11 protein-coding genes and 1 pseudogene are annotated in these 18,886 nt (G+C 52.9%); 7 read left to right on the forward strand and 5 right to left on the reverse strand.

Annotated elements, in window-relative coordinates:
• Window positions 1-56: 56 nt before the first annotated feature.
• The 3 genes from aceE (at window position 57) to lpdA (ending at window position 6,376) form a co-directional block, all read left to right on the forward strand.
• On the forward strand, window positions 57-2,720 hold the full coding sequence (aceE, locus tag FEK50_RS04740) for a pyruvate dehydrogenase (acetyl-transferring), homodimeric type (RefSeq protein WP_130204947.1): 2,664 nt from the start codon (window positions 57-59) through the stop codon (window positions 2,718-2,720).
• Between the two features lie 14 nt (window positions 2,721-2,734).
• On the forward strand, window positions 2,735-4,627 hold the full coding sequence (aceF, locus tag FEK50_RS04745) for a pyruvate dehydrogenase complex dihydrolipoyllysine-residue acetyltransferase (RefSeq protein WP_130204949.1): 1,893 nt from the start codon (window positions 2,735-2,737) through the stop codon (window positions 4,625-4,627).
• A 324-nt stretch (window positions 4,628-4,951) separates the two neighbouring features.
• Window positions 4,952-6,376: a dihydrolipoyl dehydrogenase gene (lpdA, locus tag FEK50_RS04750; RefSeq protein ID WP_130205068.1), complete on the forward strand. Its 1,425-nt coding sequence runs from the start codon at window positions 4,952-4,954 to the stop codon at window positions 6,374-6,376.
• A gap of 242 nt (window positions 6,377-6,618) precedes the next feature.
• On the opposite strand, the pseudogene FEK50_RS04755 reads toward lpdA, so the two are convergent.
• Window positions 6,619-8,302: pseudogene (locus tag FEK50_RS04755) on the reverse strand (DUF3300 domain-containing protein).
• A gap of 354 nt (window positions 8,303-8,656) precedes the next feature.
• Between FEK50_RS04755 and acnB the strand changes: the two are divergent.
• Window positions 8,657-11,254, forward strand: coding sequence for a bifunctional aconitate hydratase 2/2-methylisocitrate dehydratase (acnB, locus tag FEK50_RS04760; RefSeq protein WP_130204951.1), 2,598 nt, complete (start codon window positions 8,657-8,659; stop codon window positions 11,252-11,254).
• A 175-nt stretch (window positions 11,255-11,429) separates the two neighbouring features.
• Entirely contained in the window at window positions 11,430-11,792 is a 363-nt protein-coding gene (yacL, locus tag FEK50_RS04765; protein ID WP_000384304.1) for a protein YacL, read from the forward strand.
• Between the two features lie 37 nt (window positions 11,793-11,829).
• Here the strand turns inward: yacL and speD are convergent, their stop codons facing one another.
• From speD to FEK50_RS04780, 3 genes are all read right to left on the reverse strand, one after another.
• Complete coding sequence (gene speD / locus FEK50_RS04770) at window positions 11,830-12,624, reverse strand: adenosylmethionine decarboxylase (protein ID WP_131161238.1); 795 nt, start codon at window positions 12,622-12,624, stop codon at window positions 11,830-11,832.
• Between the two features lie 15 nt (window positions 12,625-12,639).
• Entirely contained in the window at window positions 12,640-13,506 is an 867-nt protein-coding gene (speE, locus tag FEK50_RS04775) for a polyamine aminopropyltransferase (RefSeq protein WP_131161237.1), read from the reverse strand.
• Between the two features lie 104 nt (window positions 13,507-13,610).
• Window positions 13,611-13,958: a YacC family pilotin-like protein gene (locus tag FEK50_RS04780; protein WP_014639061.1), complete on the reverse strand. Its 348-nt coding sequence runs from the start codon at window positions 13,956-13,958 to the stop codon at window positions 13,611-13,613.
• 164 nt (window positions 13,959-14,122) lie between these two features.
• Here FEK50_RS04780 and cueO point away from each other — a divergent pair, with 164 nt between their 5' ends.
• Window positions 14,123-15,673, forward strand: a complete 1,551-nt coding sequence (gene cueO / locus FEK50_RS04785; RefSeq protein WP_131161236.1) for a multicopper oxidase CueO — start codon at window positions 14,123-14,125, stop codon at window positions 15,671-15,673.
• A gap of 46 nt (window positions 15,674-15,719) precedes the next feature.
• Here cueO and gcd read toward each other — a convergent pair whose 3' ends face one another.
• Window positions 15,720-18,110 (reverse strand): quinoprotein glucose dehydrogenase, encoded by a 2,391-nt coding sequence (gene gcd, locus FEK50_RS04790; RefSeq protein WP_131161235.1) that lies wholly within the window; start codon window positions 18,108-18,110, stop codon window positions 15,720-15,722.
• Between the two features lie 205 nt (window positions 18,111-18,315).
• On the opposite strand from gcd, the gene hpt reads away from it, so the two are divergent.
• The gene (gene hpt / locus FEK50_RS04795; protein ID WP_000683335.1) at window positions 18,316-18,852 is read left to right on the forward strand and encodes a hypoxanthine phosphoribosyltransferase; all 537 of its coding nucleotides are present in this window, start codon (window positions 18,316-18,318) and stop codon (window positions 18,850-18,852) included.
• The last annotated feature ends 34 nt before the right edge of the window (window positions 18,853-18,886 follow it).

Here is an 18,886-nt window from a genome sequence, read left to right on the forward strand (position 1 = left end):
TTCAATGGGACAGGTTCCAGAAAACTCAACGTTATTAGATAGATAAGGAATAACCCATGTCAGAACGTTTCCCAAATGACGTGGATCCGATCGAAACTCGCGACTGGCTCCAGGCGATCGAATCGGTCATCCGTGAAGAAGGTGTTGAGCGTGCTCAGTATCTGATCGACCAACTGCTTGCTGAAGCCCGCAAAGGCGGAGTCAACGTAGCCGCAGGCACCGGTATCAGCAACTACATCAACACCATCCCCGTTGAAGAACAACCGGAGTATCCGGGTAATCTGGAACTGGAACGCCGTATTCGTTCAGCTATCCGCTGGAACGCCATCATGACGGTTCTGCGTGCGTCGAAAAAAGACCTCGAACTGGGCGGCCACATGGCGTCCTTCCAGTCTTCCGCAACCATTTATGATGTGTGCTTTAACCACTTCTTCCGTGCACGTAACGAGCAGGATGGCGGCGACCTGGTTTACTTCCAGGGCCACATCTCCCCGGGCGTTTACGCACGTGCTTTCCTGGAAGGTCGTCTGACTCAAGAGCAGCTGGATAACTTCCGTCAGGAAGTTCACGGCAATGGCCTCTCTTCCTATCCGCACCCGAAACTGATGCCGGAATTCTGGCAGTTCCCGACCGTATCTATGGGTCTGGGTCCGATAGGTGCTATTTACCAGGCTAAATTCCTGAAATATCTGGAACACCGTGGCCTGAAAGATACCTCTAAACAGACCGTTTACGCGTTCCTCGGCGACGGTGAAATGGACGAACCGGAATCCAAAGGTGCGATCACCATCGCTACCCGTGAAAAACTGGATAACCTGGTCTTCGTTATCAACTGTAACCTGCAGCGTCTTGACGGCCCGGTCACCGGTAACGGCAAGATCATCAACGAACTGGAAGGCATCTTCGAAGGTGCTGGCTGGAACGTGATCAAAGTGATGTGGGGTAGCCGTTGGGATGAACTGCTGCGTAAAGATACCAGCGGTAAACTGATCCAGCTGATGAACGAAACCGTTGACGGCGACTACCAGACCTTCAAATCGAAAGATGGCGCGTACGTTCGTGAACACTTCTTCGGTAAATATCCTGAAACCGCAGCCCTGGTTGCAGACTGGACTGACGAGCAGATCTGGGCGCTGAACCGTGGTGGTCACGATCCGAAGAAAATCTACGCTGCATTCAAGAAAGCGCAGGAAACCAAAGGCAAAGCGACAGTAATCCTTGCTCATACCATTAAAGGTTACGGCATGGGCGATGCGGCTGAAGGTAAAAACATCGCGCACCAGGTTAAGAAAATGAACATGGACGGCGTGCGTCACATCCGCGACCGTTTCAATGTGCCGGTGTCTGATGCAGATATCGAAAAACTGCCGTACATCACCTTCCCGGAAGGTTCTGAAGAGCATACCTATCTGCACGCACAGCGTCAGAAACTGCACGGTTATCTGCCAAGCCGCCAGCCGAACTTCACCGAGAAGCTGGAGCTGCCGAGCCTGCAAGACTTCGGTGCGCTGCTGGAAGAGCAGAGCAAAGAGATCTCTACCACTATCGCTTTCGTTCGCGCCCTGAACGTGATGCTGAAGAACAAGTCGATCAAAGACAGGCTTGTGCCGATCATCGCCGACGAAGCGCGTACTTTCGGTATGGAAGGTCTGTTCCGTCAGATTGGTATTTACAGCCCGAACGGTCAGCAGTACACCCCGCAGGACCGCGAGCAGGTTGCTTACTATAAAGAAGACGAGAAAGGTCAGATTCTGCAGGAAGGGATCAACGAGCTGGGCGCAGGTTGTTCCTGGCTGGCAGCGGCGACCTCTTACAGCACCAACAATCTGCCGATGATTCCGTTCTACATCTATTACTCGATGTTCGGCTTCCAGCGTATCGGCGATTTGTGCTGGGCGGCTGGCGACCAGCAAGCGCGTGGCTTCCTGATCGGCGGTACTTCCGGTCGTACCACCCTGAACGGCGAAGGTCTGCAGCACGAAGATGGTCACAGCCACATTCAGTCGCTGACTATCCCGAACTGTATCTCTTACGACCCGGCTTACGCTTACGAAGTTGCTGTCATCATGCATGACGGTCTGGAGCGTATGTACGGTGAAAAACAAGAGAACGTTTACTACTACATCACCACGCTGAACGAAAACTACCACATGCCGGCAATGCCGGAAGGTGCTGAGGAAGGTATCCGTAAAGGTATCTACAAACTCGAAACCATTGAAGGTAGCAAAGGTAAAGTTCAGCTGCTGGGCTCCGGTTCTATCCTGCGTCACGTCCGTGAAGCAGCACAGATCCTGGCGAAAGAGTACGGCGTAGGTTCTGACGTTTATAGCGTGACCTCCTTCACCGAACTGGCGCGTGATGGTCAGGATTGTGAACGCTGGAACATGCTGCACCCGCTGGAAACTCCGCGCGTTCCGTATATCGCTCAGGTGATGAACGACGCTCCGGCAGTGGCATCTACCGACTATATGAAACTGTTCGCTGAGCAGGTCCGTACTTACGTACCGGCTGACGACTACCGCGTACTGGGTACTGATGGCTTCGGTCGTTCCGACAGCCGTGAGAACCTGCGTCACCACTTCGAAGTTGATGCTTCCTATGTGGTTGTAGCGGCGCTGGGCGAACTGGCTAAACGTGGCGAAATCGATAAGAAAGTGGTTGCTGACGCAATCGCCAAATTCAACATCGATGCAGATAAAGTTAACCCGCGTCTGGCGTAAGAGGTAAAAGAATAATGGCTATCGAAATCAAAGTACCGGACATCGGGGCTGATGAAGTTGAAATCACCGAGATCCTGGTCAAAGTGGGCGACAAAGTTGAAGCCGAACAGTCGCTGATCACCGTAGAAGGCGACAAAGCCTCTATGGAAGTTCCGTCTCCGCAGGCGGGTATCGTTAAAGAGATCAAAGTCTCTGTTGGCGATAAAACCCAGACCGGCGCACTGATTATGATTTTCGATTCCGCCGACGGTGCAGCAGACGCTGCACCTGCTCAGGCAGAAGAGAAGAAAGAAGCAGCTCCGGCAGCAGTACCCGCGGCTGCGGCAGCAAAAGACGTTAACGTTCCGGATATCGGCAGCGACGAAGTTGAAGTGACCGAAATCCTGGTGAAAGTGGGCGACAAAGTTGAAGCTGAGCAGTCGCTGATCACCGTAGAAGGCGACAAAGCTTCTATGGAAGTTCCGGCTCCGTTTGCTGGTACCGTGAAAGAGATCAAAGTGAACGTGGGTGACAAAGTGTCTACCGGCTCGCTGATTATGGTCTTCGAAGTCGCGGGTGCAGCAGGCGCGGCAGCTCCAGCAGCTAAACAGGAAGCGGCTCCGGCAGCAGCACCAGCGGCTGCAGCTGGCGTGAAAGAAGTTAACGTTCCGGATATCGGCGGTGACGAAGTTGAAGTGACCGAAGTGATGGTGAAAGTGGGCGACAAAGTTGCCGCTGAACAGTCACTGATCACCGTAGAAGGCGACAAAGCTTCTATGGAAGTTCCGGCTCCGTTTGCTGGCGTCGTGAAGGAACTGAAAGTCAACGTTGGCGATAAAGTGAAAACTGGTTCGCTGATTATGATCTTCGAAGTTGAAGGCGCAGCGCCTGCGGCAGCTCCAGCGAAACAGGAAGCGGCAGCGCCGGCTCCGGCAGCAAAAGCTGAAGCCCCGGCAGCAGCACCGGCTGCGAAAGCCGAAGGCAAATCTGAATTTGCTGAAAACGACGCTTACGTTCACGCGACTCCGCTGATCCGCCGTCTGGCACGCGAATTCGGCGTTAACCTGGCGAAAGTGAAGGGCACTGGCCGTAAAGGTCGTATTCTGCGCGAAGACGTTCAGGCTTACGTGAAAGAAGCTATCAAACGTGCAGAAGCGGCTCCGGCAGCGACTGGCGGCGGTATCCCTGGCATGTTGCCGTGGCCGAAGGTGGACTTCAGCAAGTTTGGTGAAATCGAAGAAGTGGAACTGGGCCGCATTCAGAAAATTTCTGGTGCTAACCTGAGCCGTAACTGGGTGATGATCCCGCACGTTACCCACTTCGACAAAACTGATATCACCGAGCTGGAAGCGTTCCGTAAACAGCAGAACGAAGAAGCAGCGAAACGTAAGCTGGATGTGAAGATAACCCCAGTTGTCTTCATCATGAAAGCCGTTGCTGCAGCTCTTGAGCAGATGCCTCGCTTCAACAGTTCGCTGTCGGAAGACGGTCAGCGTCTGACCCTGAAGAAATACATCAACATCGGTGTGGCGGTGGATACCCCGAACGGTCTGGTTGTTCCGGTATTCAAAGACGTCAACAAGAAAGGCATCATCGAGCTGTCTCGCGAGCTGATGACTATTTCTAAGAAAGCGCGTGACGGTAAGCTGACTGCGGGCGAAATGCAGGGCGGTTGCTTTACCATCTCCAGCATCGGCGGCCTGGGTACTACCCACTTCGCGCCGATTGTGAATGCGCCGGAAGTGGCTATCCTCGGCGTTTCCAAGTCCGCGATGGAGCCGGTGTGGAATGGTAAAGAGTTCGTGCCGCGTCTGATGCTGCCGATTTCTCTCTCCTTCGACCACCGCGTGATCGACGGTGCTGATGGTGCCCGTTTCATTACCATCATTAACAACACGCTGTCTGATATTCGCCGTCTGGTGATGTAAATAAAAGAGCCGGCCCAACGGCCGGCTTTTTTCTGGTAATCTCATGAATGTATTGAGATTATTAGCGAATAGACAAATCGGTTGCCGTTTGTTGTTTAAAAATTGTTAACAATTTTGTAAAATACCGACGGATAGAACGACCCGGTGGTGGTTAGGGTATTACTTCACATACCCTATGGATTTCTGGGTGCAGCAAGGTAGCAAGCGCCAGAATCCCCAGGAGCTTACATAAGTAAGTGACTGGGGTGAGGGCGTGAAGCTAACGCCGCTGCGGCCTGAAAGACGACGGGTATGACCGCCGGAGATAAATATATAGAGGTCATGATGAGTACTGAAATCAAAACTCAGGTCGTGGTACTTGGGGCAGGCCCCGCAGGTTACTCCGCTGCCTTCCGTTGCGCTGATTTAGGTCTGGAAACCGTAATCGTAGAACGTTACAACACCCTTGGTGGTGTTTGCCTGAACGTCGGCTGTATCCCTTCTAAAGCACTGCTGCACGTAGCAAAAGTTATCGAAGAAGCCAAAGCGCTGGCTGAACACGGTATCGTCTTCGGCGAACCGAAAACCGATATCGACAAGATTCGTACCTGGAAAGAGAAAGTGATCAATCAGCTGACCGGTGGTCTGGCTGGTATGGCGAAAGGCCGTAAAGTCAAAGTGGTCAACGGTCTGGGTAAATTTACCGGGGCTAACACCCTGGAAGTTGAAGGTGAGAACGGTAAAACCGTGATCAACTTCGACAACGCGATCATTGCAGCGGGTTCTCGCCCGATCCAACTGCCGTTTATTCCGCATGAAGATCCGCGTATTTGGGACTCCACTGATGCTCTGGAACTGAAAGAAGTACCAGAACGTCTGCTGGTTATGGGTGGCGGTATCATCGGTCTGGAAATGGGGACCGTATACCACGCGCTGGGTTCACAGATTGACGTGGTTGAAATGTTCGACCAGGTTATCCCGGCTGCGGACAAAGATATCGTTAAAGTCTTCACCAAGCGTATCAGCAAGAAATTCAACCTGATGCTGGAAACCAAAGTTACCGCCGTTGAAGCGAAAGAAGACGGTATTTATGTGACGATGGAAGGCAAAAAAGCACCGGCTGAACCGCAGCGTTACGACGCCGTGCTGGTAGCGATTGGTCGTGTGCCGAACGGTAAAAACCTCGACGCAGGCAAAGCTGGCGTGGAAGTGGACGACCGTGGTTTCATCCGCGTTGACAAACAGCTGCGCACTAACGTGCCGCACATCTTTGCTATCGGCGATATCGTCGGTCAGCCGATGCTGGCACACAAAGGTGTTCACGAAGGTCACGTTGCCGCTGAAGTTATCGCAGGTCAAAAACACTACTTCGATCCGAAAGTTATCCCGTCCATCGCCTATACCGAACCAGAAGTTGCATGGGTAGGTCTGACTGAGAAAGAAGCGAAAGAGAAAGGCATCAGCTACGAAACCGCCACCTTCCCGTGGGCTGCTTCTGGTCGTGCTATTGCTTCCGACTGCGCAGACGGTATGACCAAGCTGATTTTCGACAAAGAATCTCACCGTGTGATCGGTGGTGCGATTGTCGGTACCAACGGCGGCGAGCTGCTGGGTGAAATCGGTCTGGCGATCGAAATGGGTTGTGACGCTGAAGACATCGCGCTGACCATCCACGCGCACCCGACTCTGCACGAGTCTGTGGGCCTGGCAGCAGAAGTATTCGAAGGTAGCATCACCGACCTGCCGAACCCGAAAGCGAAGAAGAAGTAATTCTTCTTGTGCCGGAACATCCGGTAAATTAAGAAGCGGCTGACCAGGCCGCTTCAGATTGTTGATAAAGTGCTCGTTGTTGATGCCGGATGCGGCGTGAACGCCTTATTCGACCTACAAAATCATGCAAATTCAATATATTGCAGGAGCTATGTAGGTCCGATAAACTTGCGTATCGGGCAATTCGATGTTTGTCATCAGTCTTAAGCGGCTAACTACGCCGCTTTTTTTATGCCTGCAATTTACCTTTCCAGTCTCCTTGTTCCACGCTCAGACAACCGTTCGCGTACCGCTGACCGTTGCTCATTATTCAATCGGGCAGTATGGTTATTGTCGTTCAGACGTTGCGGGCGGCTCTCCTGAATTTTCTCCCGCGCAACTTGACGCTGCTCAGGCGAGGCAGACTGGATACGCTGACGTGCTGCATCTCTTTGCTGTTGATTCTGCGGGCTAGTCTGCATTTTCTCGCGGGCCGCCTGGCGCTGCTCAGGTGAGGCAGACTGGATACGCTGACGCGCCGCCTCTTTTCGCTGCTGGTTCTGCGGGTTAGTCTGCATTTTCTCGCGAGCCGCCTGGCGCTGTTCAGGCGAGGCAGATTGGATACGCTGACGCGCCTCCTCTCTTCGCTGCTGCTTCTGCGGGTTAGTCTGCATTTTCTCGCGGGCCGCCTGGCGCTGCGTGTGTTCGTTGCTGAAACTGACTTGCTGCCGCCTGGCGCTGGCTGTCGCGCGTTGGGGCAGGTAACTGTGTGGCACTCATGCCGCCTTTAACATCGGTTTGGTGAAACCGTTTTGCCATATCCTGATCATGATAAGGCACACCATTGCGGTAGTTTGGATTGTGCCGCCATGCCATATTCTTGTCAGTAAGATGCTCACCAGTAATACGGTTGAAATTGTTGACGTCGATATTGATGTTGTCGCCGTTGTGTTGCCAGCCATTACCGTCACGATGACCGCCATCGTGGTGATTATAATCATCATCGTCATGATGATGATGGTCATGATCGTCATCGTCCCAGTCGATGCTGCTGAATAGTGCGTACGTGGTAGCAACGCCCATGCTGTAGCCAAATCCGCGCACGAAGCTGTCAACAAACGGTTCCCCAGCTGGCGGCGGCAGGTAAACCGGCGGATAAGCGGTATTGGCCCAACTGCCGTAAACCACGGTTGGGTTGTAGTTGGGAATATAAACTACATCCGGATTGGCGGGCTCAATGGTTATTACGGTCGGCGCAGGTTCAGCGACGACGGGGCTGGACGTAGAAACGGTATTTGATTGTGTGACAGGGGCGCTGGCGGGCTGATTTGCCGGTACGACTTTTTTCGTTGTCGTGATGACCTTTTGTTCAGTTGATGACTTCAGTGACCCGGTTTGTTGCGCCAGTTGCCGCAAACGTTGTACCGAGTCCATCACATCCTGCGGCTGCGCCAGAAACGCGTCGCCAAGATTTTGTACCCATTGCGGGTTTTCCCCCATCAACGCCATCAATTGCGGAAAAGCCACCAGCGATTTGACGCTGGCATCCCACGGCTGGTCGGATACTGCCTGAATAGCGGCATCACCTTGCTTGAGCGGATTGTCGTGCGACCACTGCACGGCCTGGGCGACATTTGCCGGATAGGTCGATGCCATCAGCACCTGCGAAAGCAGAGCGTCGGGATATAGCGCGACGGGCGCGATCCATTGATCGATTTGTGCAGTGCTGAATGTAGATTTGACGACGGCAGGCGTTACGGGGGGCGCGGAAACCGTTGCAGGAAGCGTAACTGCGGTGATGTCAGGCGCAGTCTGTTGTGTCGATTGCGGTTCCACAGGTGCTTCCACTGTGCGGCTTTTTATATATAGCCCGGCAGAGGCGGCACAAAGCCCGGCACTGCAAATTAGCGCCAGCACATGGGGTTTAAACGGCAAAATCATTTTCATAATTCGGATCTCAAGGAAATCGCAATGGTCGGCGAACTGCCACCCGCAGGTGCTGTGAATCCGAGTATAAAGAGGCAGTAGTTTAAATTTTGACTAATCTTGGGATTCGTTGAGAAAGGTGATTATCACAATGCAAATTAACGAAGTTTTTACGGAGGGAAACAATCTCTAGACCATCCTTAACGATTCAGCCACTTTTTTATGTTGCTTTTTTGTAAACAGATTAACACATCGTCAAAATCCTGCTATTCTGCCCGTTGCGGTACTGGGCATTTACCCTACAAACTGCTGTCTCACAGGAGCGTGAAGAGAATCGCCTGCCGCACTATGACAATGAGAGCGAGGAGAACCGTCGTGCTAGAAGAATACCGTAAGCACGTAGCTGAGCGTGCCGCTGAGGGGATTGCGCCCAAACCCCTGGATGCAAACCAAATGGCCGCGCTTGTAGAGCTGCTGAAAAACCCGCCCGCGGGCGAAGAAGAATTCCTGTTAGATCTGTTAACCAACCGTGTTCCCCCTGGCGTCGATGAAGCCGCCTATGTAAAAGCAGGCTTCCTGGCTGCTGTCGCCAAAGGCGAAGCCAAATCCCCACTGCTGACTCCGGAAAAAGCCATCGAACTGCTGGGCACCATGCAGGGTGGTTACAACATTCATCCGCTGATCGACGCGCTGGATGATGCCAAACTGGCACCGATCGCTGCCAAAGCACTGTCCCACACGCTGCTGATGTTCGATAACTTCTATGACGTAGAAGAGAAAGCCAAAGCAGGCAACAAATACGCGAAGCAGGTAATGCAGTCCTGGGCGGATGCCGAATGGTTCCTGAATCGCCCGGCGCTGGCTGAAAAACTGACCGTTACCGTCTTCAAAGTAACTGGCGAAACCAACACCGATGACCTTTCTCCGGCACCGGATGCGTGGTCGCGCCCGGACATCCCATTGCACGCGCTGGCGATGCTGAAAAACGCCCGTGAAGGCATTGAGCCAGACCAGCCAGGCGCTGTTGGTCCGATCAAGCAAATCGAAGCTCTGCAACAGAAAGGTTTCCCGCTGGCGTATGTCGGTGACGTTGTGGGTACGGGTTCTTCGCGTAAATCCGCCACTAACTCCGTACTGTGGTTTATGGGCGATGATATTCCGCATGTGCCGAACAAACGCGGCGGTGGTCTGTGCCTCGGCGGTAAAATTGCACCAATCTTCTTTAACACGATGGAAGACGCGGGTGCACTGCCAATTGAAGTGGACGTCTCTAACCTGAATATGGGCGATGTGATTGACGTTTACCCGTACAAAGGCGAAGTGCGTAACCACGAAACCAACGAGCTGCTGGCGACCTTCGAACTGAAAACCGACGTGCTGATTGATGAAGTGCGTGCTGGTGGTCGTATTCCGCTGATTATCGGGCGTGGCCTGACCACCAAAGCGCGTGAAGCACTTGGTCTGCCGCAGAGCGATGTGTTCCGTCAGGCGAAAGATGTCGCTGAAAGCGACCGTGGCTTCTCGCTGGCGCAGAAAATGGTAGGTCGCGCCTGTGGTGTGAAAGGTATTCGTCCTGGCGCGTACTGTGAACCGAAAATGACTTCTGTAGGTTCCCAGGACACCACCGGCCCGATGACCCGTGATGAACTGAAAGACCTGGCGTGCCTGGGCTTCTCGGCTGACCTGGTGATGCAGTCTTTCTGTCACACAGCGGCATATCCGAAGCCGGTTGACGTTAACACGCACCACACGCTGCCGGACTTCATTATGAACCGTGGCGGTGTGTCGCTGCGTCCGGGTGACGGCGTAATCCACTCCTGGCTGAACCGTATGCTGCTGCCGGATACCGTCGGTACCGGTGGTGACTCCCATACCCGTTTCCCGATCGGCATTTCTTTCCCGGCGGGTTCTGGTCTGGTGGCGTTTGCTGCTGCAACTGGCGTAATGCCGCTGGATATGCCGGAATCCGTTCTGGTGCGCTTCAAAGGCAAAATGCAGCCGGGCATCACCCTGCGCGATCTGGTACACGCCATTCCGCTGTATGCAATCAAACAAGGTCTGCTGACCGTTGAGAAGAAAGGCAAGAAAAACATCTTCTCTGGCCGCATTCTGGAAATTGAAGGTCTGCCGGATCTGAAAGTTGAGCAGGCCTTTGAACTGACTGATGCGTCCGCCGAGCGTTCTGCCGCTGGTTGTACTATCAAGCTGAACAAAGAGCCGATCATCGAATATCTGAACTCCAACATCGTCCTGCTGAAGTGGATGATCGCGGAAGGTTACGGCGATCGTCGTACTCTGGAACGCCGTATTCAGGGCATGGAAAAATGGCTGGCGAATCCTGAGCTGCTGGAAGCCGATGCAGATGCGGAATACGCGGCAGTGATCGACATCGATCTGGCGGATATTAAAGAGCCAATCCTGTGTGCACCTAACGATCCAGATGACGCGCGTCCGCTGTCTGCGGTACAGGGCGAGAAGATCGACGAAGTGTTTATCGGTTCTTGCATGACTAACATCGGTCACTTCCGTGCCGCTGGTAAACTGCTGGATGCGCACAAAGGCCAGTTGCCGACCCGCCTGTGGGTGGCACCGCCAACCCGTATGGACGCCGCGCAGTTGACCGAAGAGGGCTACTACAGCGTCTTCGGTAAGAGTGGGGCTCGTATCGAGATCCCTGGCTGTTCCCTGTGTATGGGTAACCAGGCGCGTGTAGCAGACGGTGCGACGGTGGTTTCCACCTCTACCCGTAACTTCCCGAACCGTCTGGGTACTGGTGCGAACGTCTTCCTGGCTTCTGCGGAACTGGCTGCTGTTGCGGCGCTGATTGGCAAACTGCCGACGCCGGAAGAGTACCAGACCTACGTTGCGCAGGTGGATAAAACTGCCGTTGATACTTACCGTTATCTGAACTTCAACCAGCTTTCTCAGTACACCGAAAAAGCGGACGGGGTGATTTTCCAGACTGCGGTTTAATAAGTAAGCGCACGCGCTGCGCATAAACGACACAATGCCCGGTGAATGTGATTCCCGGGCATTTTTTTATCTCTAAACCACCGTCGCTCCGCTGTTTTTCTCCGATAAGGCTGCGATAATTACATCAATGGCGCAATGCGATTTCGGCGCATTGCCGGGAGCAGAGGAACACACTATGGATTACGAATTTCTGCGCGATATTACCGGAGTGGTAAAGGTGCGCATGTCCATGGGGCATGAAGTGGTCGGGCACTGGTTTAATGAAGAGGTGAAAGAAAACCTGGCCTTGCTTGATGAAGTGGAAGACGCCGCGCGCACGCTCAAAGGTAGCGAACGTTCCTGGCAGCGGGCAGGGCATGAGTACACGCTATGGATGGACGGCGAAGAGGTGATGGTTCGCGCCAATCAACTGGAATTCGCTGGCGATGAAATGGAAGAGGGGATGAACTACTACGACGAAGAGAGCTTGTCGCTGTGCGGCGTTGAGGATTTTCTTCAGGTGGTGGCGGCGTACCGTAATTTCGTGCAGCAGAAGTAGGTAAATCAGGCGGAGCCTCCGTGCTCCGCCAGGGCCGTTAAACGGCAGGCATATTGCGCCCGTAATAAATCTCGCGCATTTCTTTCCACAGCGCAGCGGTAATTTCTTTGCGCTCGCTGTCGGTTAAATCTTCCGGTTTGGTGTGGAACATGTAGTGCTTAAGGTCGAACTCTTTAAGCAACATCTTGGTATGGAAGATATTTTCCTGATAGACGTTTACATCCACCATGTCATACAGCGTCTTTATATCTTCGGACATAAAGTTCTGAATCGAATTAATCTCATGGTCGATAAAGTGCTTCATACCGTTAATGTCGCGGGTAAAGCCGCGCACGCGATAATCAATGGTCACGATATCGGACTCAAGCTGGTGGATCAGGTAATTCAGTGCCTTCAGCGGGGAAATCACGCCGCAGGTAGAGACTTCAATATCGGCGCGGAAGGTACATAAACCGCCTTCAGGATGGCTTTCCGGGTAGGTATGTACGCAAATATGACTTTTATCGAGATGGGCAACCACGGTTTCTGGCAGTGGGCCGGGGTGTTCTGTTTTGTCGATAAGTTTCGGGTCGACCGGTTCTTCACTCACCAGAATAGTGACGCTGGCACCCTGTGGTTCGTAATCCTGGCGGGCGATGTTAAGAATATTGGCCCCGATAATGGAACAGGTTTCTGACAGGATTTCGGTCAGACGGTTGGCATTATAGAGTTCATCGATATAAGCAATATAACCGTCGCGCTCTTCGGCAGTTTTGGCGTAGCAGATATCGTAAATACAAAAACTCAGACTTTTGGTCAGATTATTAAAGCCATGCAGTTTCAGTTTTTTCAATTTCTTATCTTCTCCTTAGAGCGCCTGTGGAGCCAGTGCGTCTTGCAGATACTGAGGTAAGGCAAAAGCTGCCGTATGGACTGCCGGATTGTAATAACGGCATTTCAGGCCAGAGGCGAGAAAACGCGCCTGAATAATTTCGGTAGAGAGATGGCGTAAGGCGTCGTTATCTGTCGCCCATGCAAAGGTCATGATGCCGCCGTAATAGGTCGGGATCGCCGCCTGATAAAAGCCAACGTCACTGAAGTAATGGCTGAGTTTGCGATGGCTGTCGATGGCCTCTTCCTGCTGTAAAAAGCAGACACCGTTTTGTGCGACGAAGATACCGCCAGGATTCAGGCAACGTTTGCAGCCTTCATAAAATGCTGAGGTGAACAGACTTTCGCCGGGGCCGATAGGATCGGTGCAGTCGGAGATAATGACATCAAAGGTCTGGCTGGTTTGATTCACGAAATTGACGCCATCGTCGATCACCAGCTTAAAGCGCGGATCGTCGTAGCTACCGGCGTTATGGTTGGGCAAATACTGACGGCAGAACGATACTACACCCGCGTCGATTTCCACCATCGTGATTGACTCAACGTTTTTATGTCGGGTCACTTCACGCAGCATTGCGCCGTCCCCGCCGCCGATAATCAGCAGATGTTTCGCGTGACCGTGGGCCAGTAGTGGAACGTGGGTCATCATCTCATGATAGATAAACTCGTCGCGCTCGGTGGTTTGTACTACACCATCCAGCGCCATTACACGACCAAATGCGGCGTTCTCAAAAATGATCAGATCCTGGTGATCGGTCTTTTCATGATACAGAACGTTATCTACCGCAAAGTACTGCCCAAACTGGTCGTGTAGCGTTTCATGCCACAGTTTATTTTCGGCCATGGGTTGATACCTCCTTTGTTAACACTCGTAAAAAAAGAGCGCAACATAATAGCTAACATTGACCGTGGTTGCACGGTCAATATTTCTACAAAAAGGAGCTGTGATTATTTAACGTAGGCAAGCAGGCTTAAGGAATCGCGGGCCAGGGCTTTGCACTTTTTCGCGACGGGAATGCCGATACCGCTGAGATCGCGGTAGCTGTCTTCACCGAGGGTTTTCATGTCGAAGGTGTCGTAGTTGCTGAGATCCCACTGGTTTTGCTGGGCGAAAAAGACCAGTGCGCGACGAATTTGCCCATTAGGTAAGTTCTGGTAACCACAATCGTTCTTCAGAAAAACAAAAACTGCCGTTAAATCGGCCATATCTTCGGCTTCAGACTCGCTGAGCGCGTAACTGTTTGCGCAAACGGCCATCAGGCTGCCGAATAACACTGTTCTGAAAAACGTCTTCATTGCTTCTACCAGGACTTAAAGAAGATAAACGTTAGCACACTGTGAGCGAGGCGACGACCATTATTGTCGATTAAATTGTGTCTGCGGCTTGACCTTCCCGTAAGGGGAAGGGCTATGCTCAACGTTTGATTTTGTTTCGCCTGCTTGAGAATAAGGAAATAACTATGCAACGCCGTGATTTCTTAAAATATTCCGTCGCGCTGGGCGTGGCTTCGGCTTTGCCGCTGTGGAGTCGAACAGTTTTTGCCGCAGAACGTCCAACACTGCCGATCCCCGAACTCCTCACTTCTGATGTTCGTGGCCGCATAAGATTATCGATCATGCCAGGTCAGTCCACCTTTGCCGGGAAAACGGCGACCACCTGGGGCTATAACGGTAATCTGTTAGGGCCTGCGGTGAAGTTGCAGCGCGGTAAAGCCGTGACGGTTGATATCAATAACCAACTGGCGGAAGAGACGACGTTGCACTGGCACGGGCTGGAAGTGCCGGGAGAAGTGGACGGCGGCCCGCAGGGAATTATTCCGCCAGGCGGTCAACGCACGGTGACGCTGAACGTCGATCAACCTGCCGCTACTTGCTGGTTCCATCCGCATCAGCACGGCAAAACCGGGCGTCAGGTGGCGATGGGGCTGGCAGGTCTGGTGGTGATTGAAGATGACGAGATCCTGAAATTAATGCTGCCAAAACAGTGGGGTATCGATGATGTTCCGGTGATCGTTCAGGATAAAAAATTTAACGCCGACGGACAGATTGATTATCAACTGGATGTGATGACCGCCGCCGTGGGCTGGTTTGGTGATACGTTGCTGACCAACGGTGCAATCTACCCGCAACACGCAGCCCCGCGTGGTTGGCTGCGCCTGCGTTTGCTCAATGGCTGTAATGCCCGTTCGCTCAATTTCGCCACCAGCGACAATCGCCCGCTGTATGTGATTGCCAGCGATGGTGGTCTGCTGCCTGAACCGGTGAAGGTGAGCGAGCTGCCCGTGCTGATGGGCGAGCGTTTTGAAGTGCTGGTGGAGGTTAACGACAACAAACCGTTTGACCTGGTGACGCTGCCAGTCAGCCAGATGGGGATGGCGATCGCGCCGTTTGACAAGCCGCATCCGGTAATGCGGATTCAGCCGATTGCCATTAGTGCCTCTGGTGCTTTGCCAGACACATTAAGTAGCCTGCCTGCGTTACCTTCTCTGGAGGGGCTGACGGTACGCAAGCTGCAACTCTCTATGGACCCGATGCTCGATATGATGGGTATGCAGATGCTGATGGAGAAATATGGCGATCAGGCGATGGCCGGGATGGATCACAGCCAGATGATGGGCCATATGGGGCATGGCAATATGAATCATATGAACCACGGCGGGAAGTTCGATTTCCACCATGCCAATAAAATCAACGGTCAGGCGTTTGATATGAACAAGCCGATGTTTGCGGCGGCGAAAGGGCAGTACGAACGTTGGGTTATCTCTGGCGTGGGTGACATGATGCTGCATCCGTTCCATATTCACGGCACGCAGTTCCGTATCTTGTCAGAAAATGGCAAACCGCCAGCGACGCATCGCGCAGGCTGGAAAGATACCGTTAAGGTAGAAGGTAATGTCAGCGAAGTACTGGTGAAGTTTAATCACGATGCACCGAAAGAGCATGCTTATATGGCGCACTGCCATCTGCTGGAGCATGAAGATACGGGGATGATGTTAGGGTTTACGGTATAAAAAGACCGTATTCGGAAATATGCCCGGATCTCTCCGGGCATTATGGTTATTTCACATCATCCGGCAGGGCATAAGCCACAATATAGTCGCCCATCTTCGTACCAAATGAACCGTGACCGCCTGCGGAGATCACCACATACTGCTTGCCATTCACTTCATAGGTCATTGGCGTAGCCTGACCACCCGCAGGTAAACGACCCTGCCACAGTTTTTCACCGTTGCTCATGTTGTAAGCGCGCAGGTAGTTATCTGCCGTAGCGGCGATAAACAGCACGTTACCCGCTGTGGAGATTGGCCCGCCCAGCATCGGCATACCCATATTGAATGGCACCGGAACAGGCATCGGGAACGGCATGCTGTCCTGCGGCGTACCAATACGTTTCTTCCACACCACTTCGTTGGTTTTCAGATCCAGCGCCGAGATATAGCCCCATGCTGGCTGTTTACACGGCAGACCAAACGGTGAGAGGAACGGGTTGAGTGTGACGCCATACGGCACACCGTACTGCGGCTGAATGCCGGATTCCGTACCCGTGCCTTTGGCATCTTTCGGCTGCTCCATCGGGTTGCCAGGACCGCGTGGGATCAGTTTCGAAACAAACGGCAGTGCCATTGGGTTGGCAATCGCCACTTCACGATTCGGATCAACGGAAATCCCGCCCCATTCGAACATCCCCAGGTTACCCGGGAAGACCAGCGTACCCTGTTCAGATGGCGGGGTGAAAATGCCTTCATAGCGCATCTGGTGGAACATCACGCGGCACACCAGCTGGTCAAACATGGTGGCGCCCCACATATCCGCACCGCTCAAATCTTTCGTCGGACGGAAGCTCAGTTCCGAGAATGGTTGAGTAGGGGTAACGTAATCGCCTTTCGCTGCACCTTGTGGCACTGGTTTTTCCGGGGCCGGAACCACCAGTTCACCATTACGACGATCGAGCACAAAAATGTTGCCGGTTTTCGCCGGAGCATAAATGACCGGAACTTTCTGACCATTGACGGTGATATCCGCGAGCGTCGGCTGTGCCGGAAGATCCATATCCCACAGGTCGTGGTGAACGGTCTGGTAGCTCCACGCCAGTTTTCCGGTGGTGGCATTCAGCGCCAGAATCGAGCTGGCATAACGTTCCTGTTCTGGTGTGCGGTTACCGCCCCAGATATCTGGTGTGGTCACGCCCATTGGCAGATAGACCAGATCCAGCTTCGCGTCATAGGCAGCAGGTGCCCACGAGTTGGGTGAGTTAAAGGTAAAGGTGTGTTCGTCAGACGGGATTGCGTTCGGATCTTTCGCGCCCGGATCAAAAGCCCACAACAGCTCCCCGGTGTTGACATCAAAACCACGGATCACGCCAGACGTTTCGCGGGTTGAGAAGTTGTCGGTAACTGAACCGGCCATCACGATGGTTTTATCGGTGATAATCGGCGGAGAAGTCGGCTCATACAGACCCGGTTTGGTGTCCGGCATATTGCTTTGCAGATTGAGCACGCCTTTATTGGCGAAGGTTTCGCACAGCTTGCCGTTTTCAGCGTTGAGTGCAATCAGGCGACCATCATTGACCGGAAGAATGATACGACGCGGGCAATCCGCCATCACTTCCGGCGAGGCCGTTTCTGCTTTGGCTTCATGATAAGAGACGCCACGGCAGGTTACGTGCTGGAAAGACTCGTTGGTTTTAAGCTCAGGATCGTAATGCCATTTCTCTTTACCGCTGGCGGCATCGAGCGCAAACAGGCGCTGGTGAGCGGTACACAGGTAAAGGGTGTCGCCCACTTTAATTGGCGTCACTTCATTGGTGATTTCGCCCGGATCGTTCGGCTGTTTCACATCGCCTGTACGGAACACCCAGGCTTCTTTCAGGTTGTGGACGTTATCGGCGTTAATTTGTTTCAGTGGTGAAAAGCGTTGACCTTCCTGATTGCGGCCATAGGCAGGCCAGTCCTGATCGGCAACGGGAGAAATGGCTTCTGCTGGTGTGGTATCGACGCTTAAAGTGCCGTTGATTTCTTGCGGATCGTGAAATCCGGCCCAGGTGAGGATACCGCCGCTAATCAACAGTGCGACTAACAGCGCAGCAACTGCGCCGCCAGAAGGAATGACCAGGCGACGCCAGACAAACGGCAGGATCAGCCAGATGCCGAAGAAGACCAGAATGTCACTGCGCGGAGTCAGCGCCCAGAAGTCGAAACCAACTTCCCAGACGCCCCAAATCATGGTGCCGAGCAGCAGAGCGGCATACAGCCAAAGCGCGGCGCGTTTAGTGCGCCACAACATCCAGGCGACGCCGAGCATCACCAGACCAGCGATGGGGTAGTACCAGGAGCCGCCAATGGCGACCAGCCAGCCTCCGCCAATGAGAAGATACAGCCCGCAGAGTGCTGCAAACAGGGCGGTTAGCGACACGAGTAAGCGTCGCGAGCCGGGATTGTTAATTGCCATAAAGAAACACCATTTCAATTCATTAATATTTTAGTAGCAATTAATTATAGGTTTTAACATGTGTGATCGTCATCACAATTTGAGCTTTATTAACAGATTCCGCGAATGAATAGTTTTACTGGTATACTGCATGTCTTGCGCTTTGTTGCGGTGCTGAATCCCGCCCGTGCGAAGTGATTTGTTTTTAAATCATATGGTTAGAGATATGAAACATACTGTAGAAGTAATGATCCCCGAAGCGGAGATTAAAGCGCGTATCGCCGAACTGGGTCGTCAGATTACTGAGCGTTATAAAGACAGCGGCAGCGATATGGTGCTGGTAGGTCTGCTGCGTGGCTCATTTATGTTTATGGCGGACCTGTGCCGTGAAGTTCAGGTATCTCATGAAGTCGATTTTATGACCGCCTCCAGCTACGGTAGTGGCATGTCCACCACCCGTGATGTGAAAATCCTCAAAGATCTGGATGAAGATATCCGTGGCAAGGACGTGCTGATTGTTGAAGATATCATCGACTCGGGGAATACACTGTCGAAAGTGCGTGAAATCTTAAGCCTGCGTGAACCGAAGTCGCTGGCGATTTGTACGCTGCTGGATAAACCGTCCCGTCGTGAAGTGAACGTCCCGGTAGAATTTATCGGTTTCTCGATCCCGGATGAGTTTGTGGTGGGTTACGGCATTGATTACGCACAGCGTTACCGTCATCTGCCGTATATCGGCAAAGTGATTCTGCTGGACGAGTAAGTGTGAAGTTGCCGGATGTGTTGCATCCGGCATA

Source organism: Escherichia sp. E2586 (assembly GCF_005781105.1).
Taxonomy (GTDB): domain Bacteria; phylum Pseudomonadota; class Gammaproteobacteria; order Enterobacterales; family Enterobacteriaceae; genus Escherichia.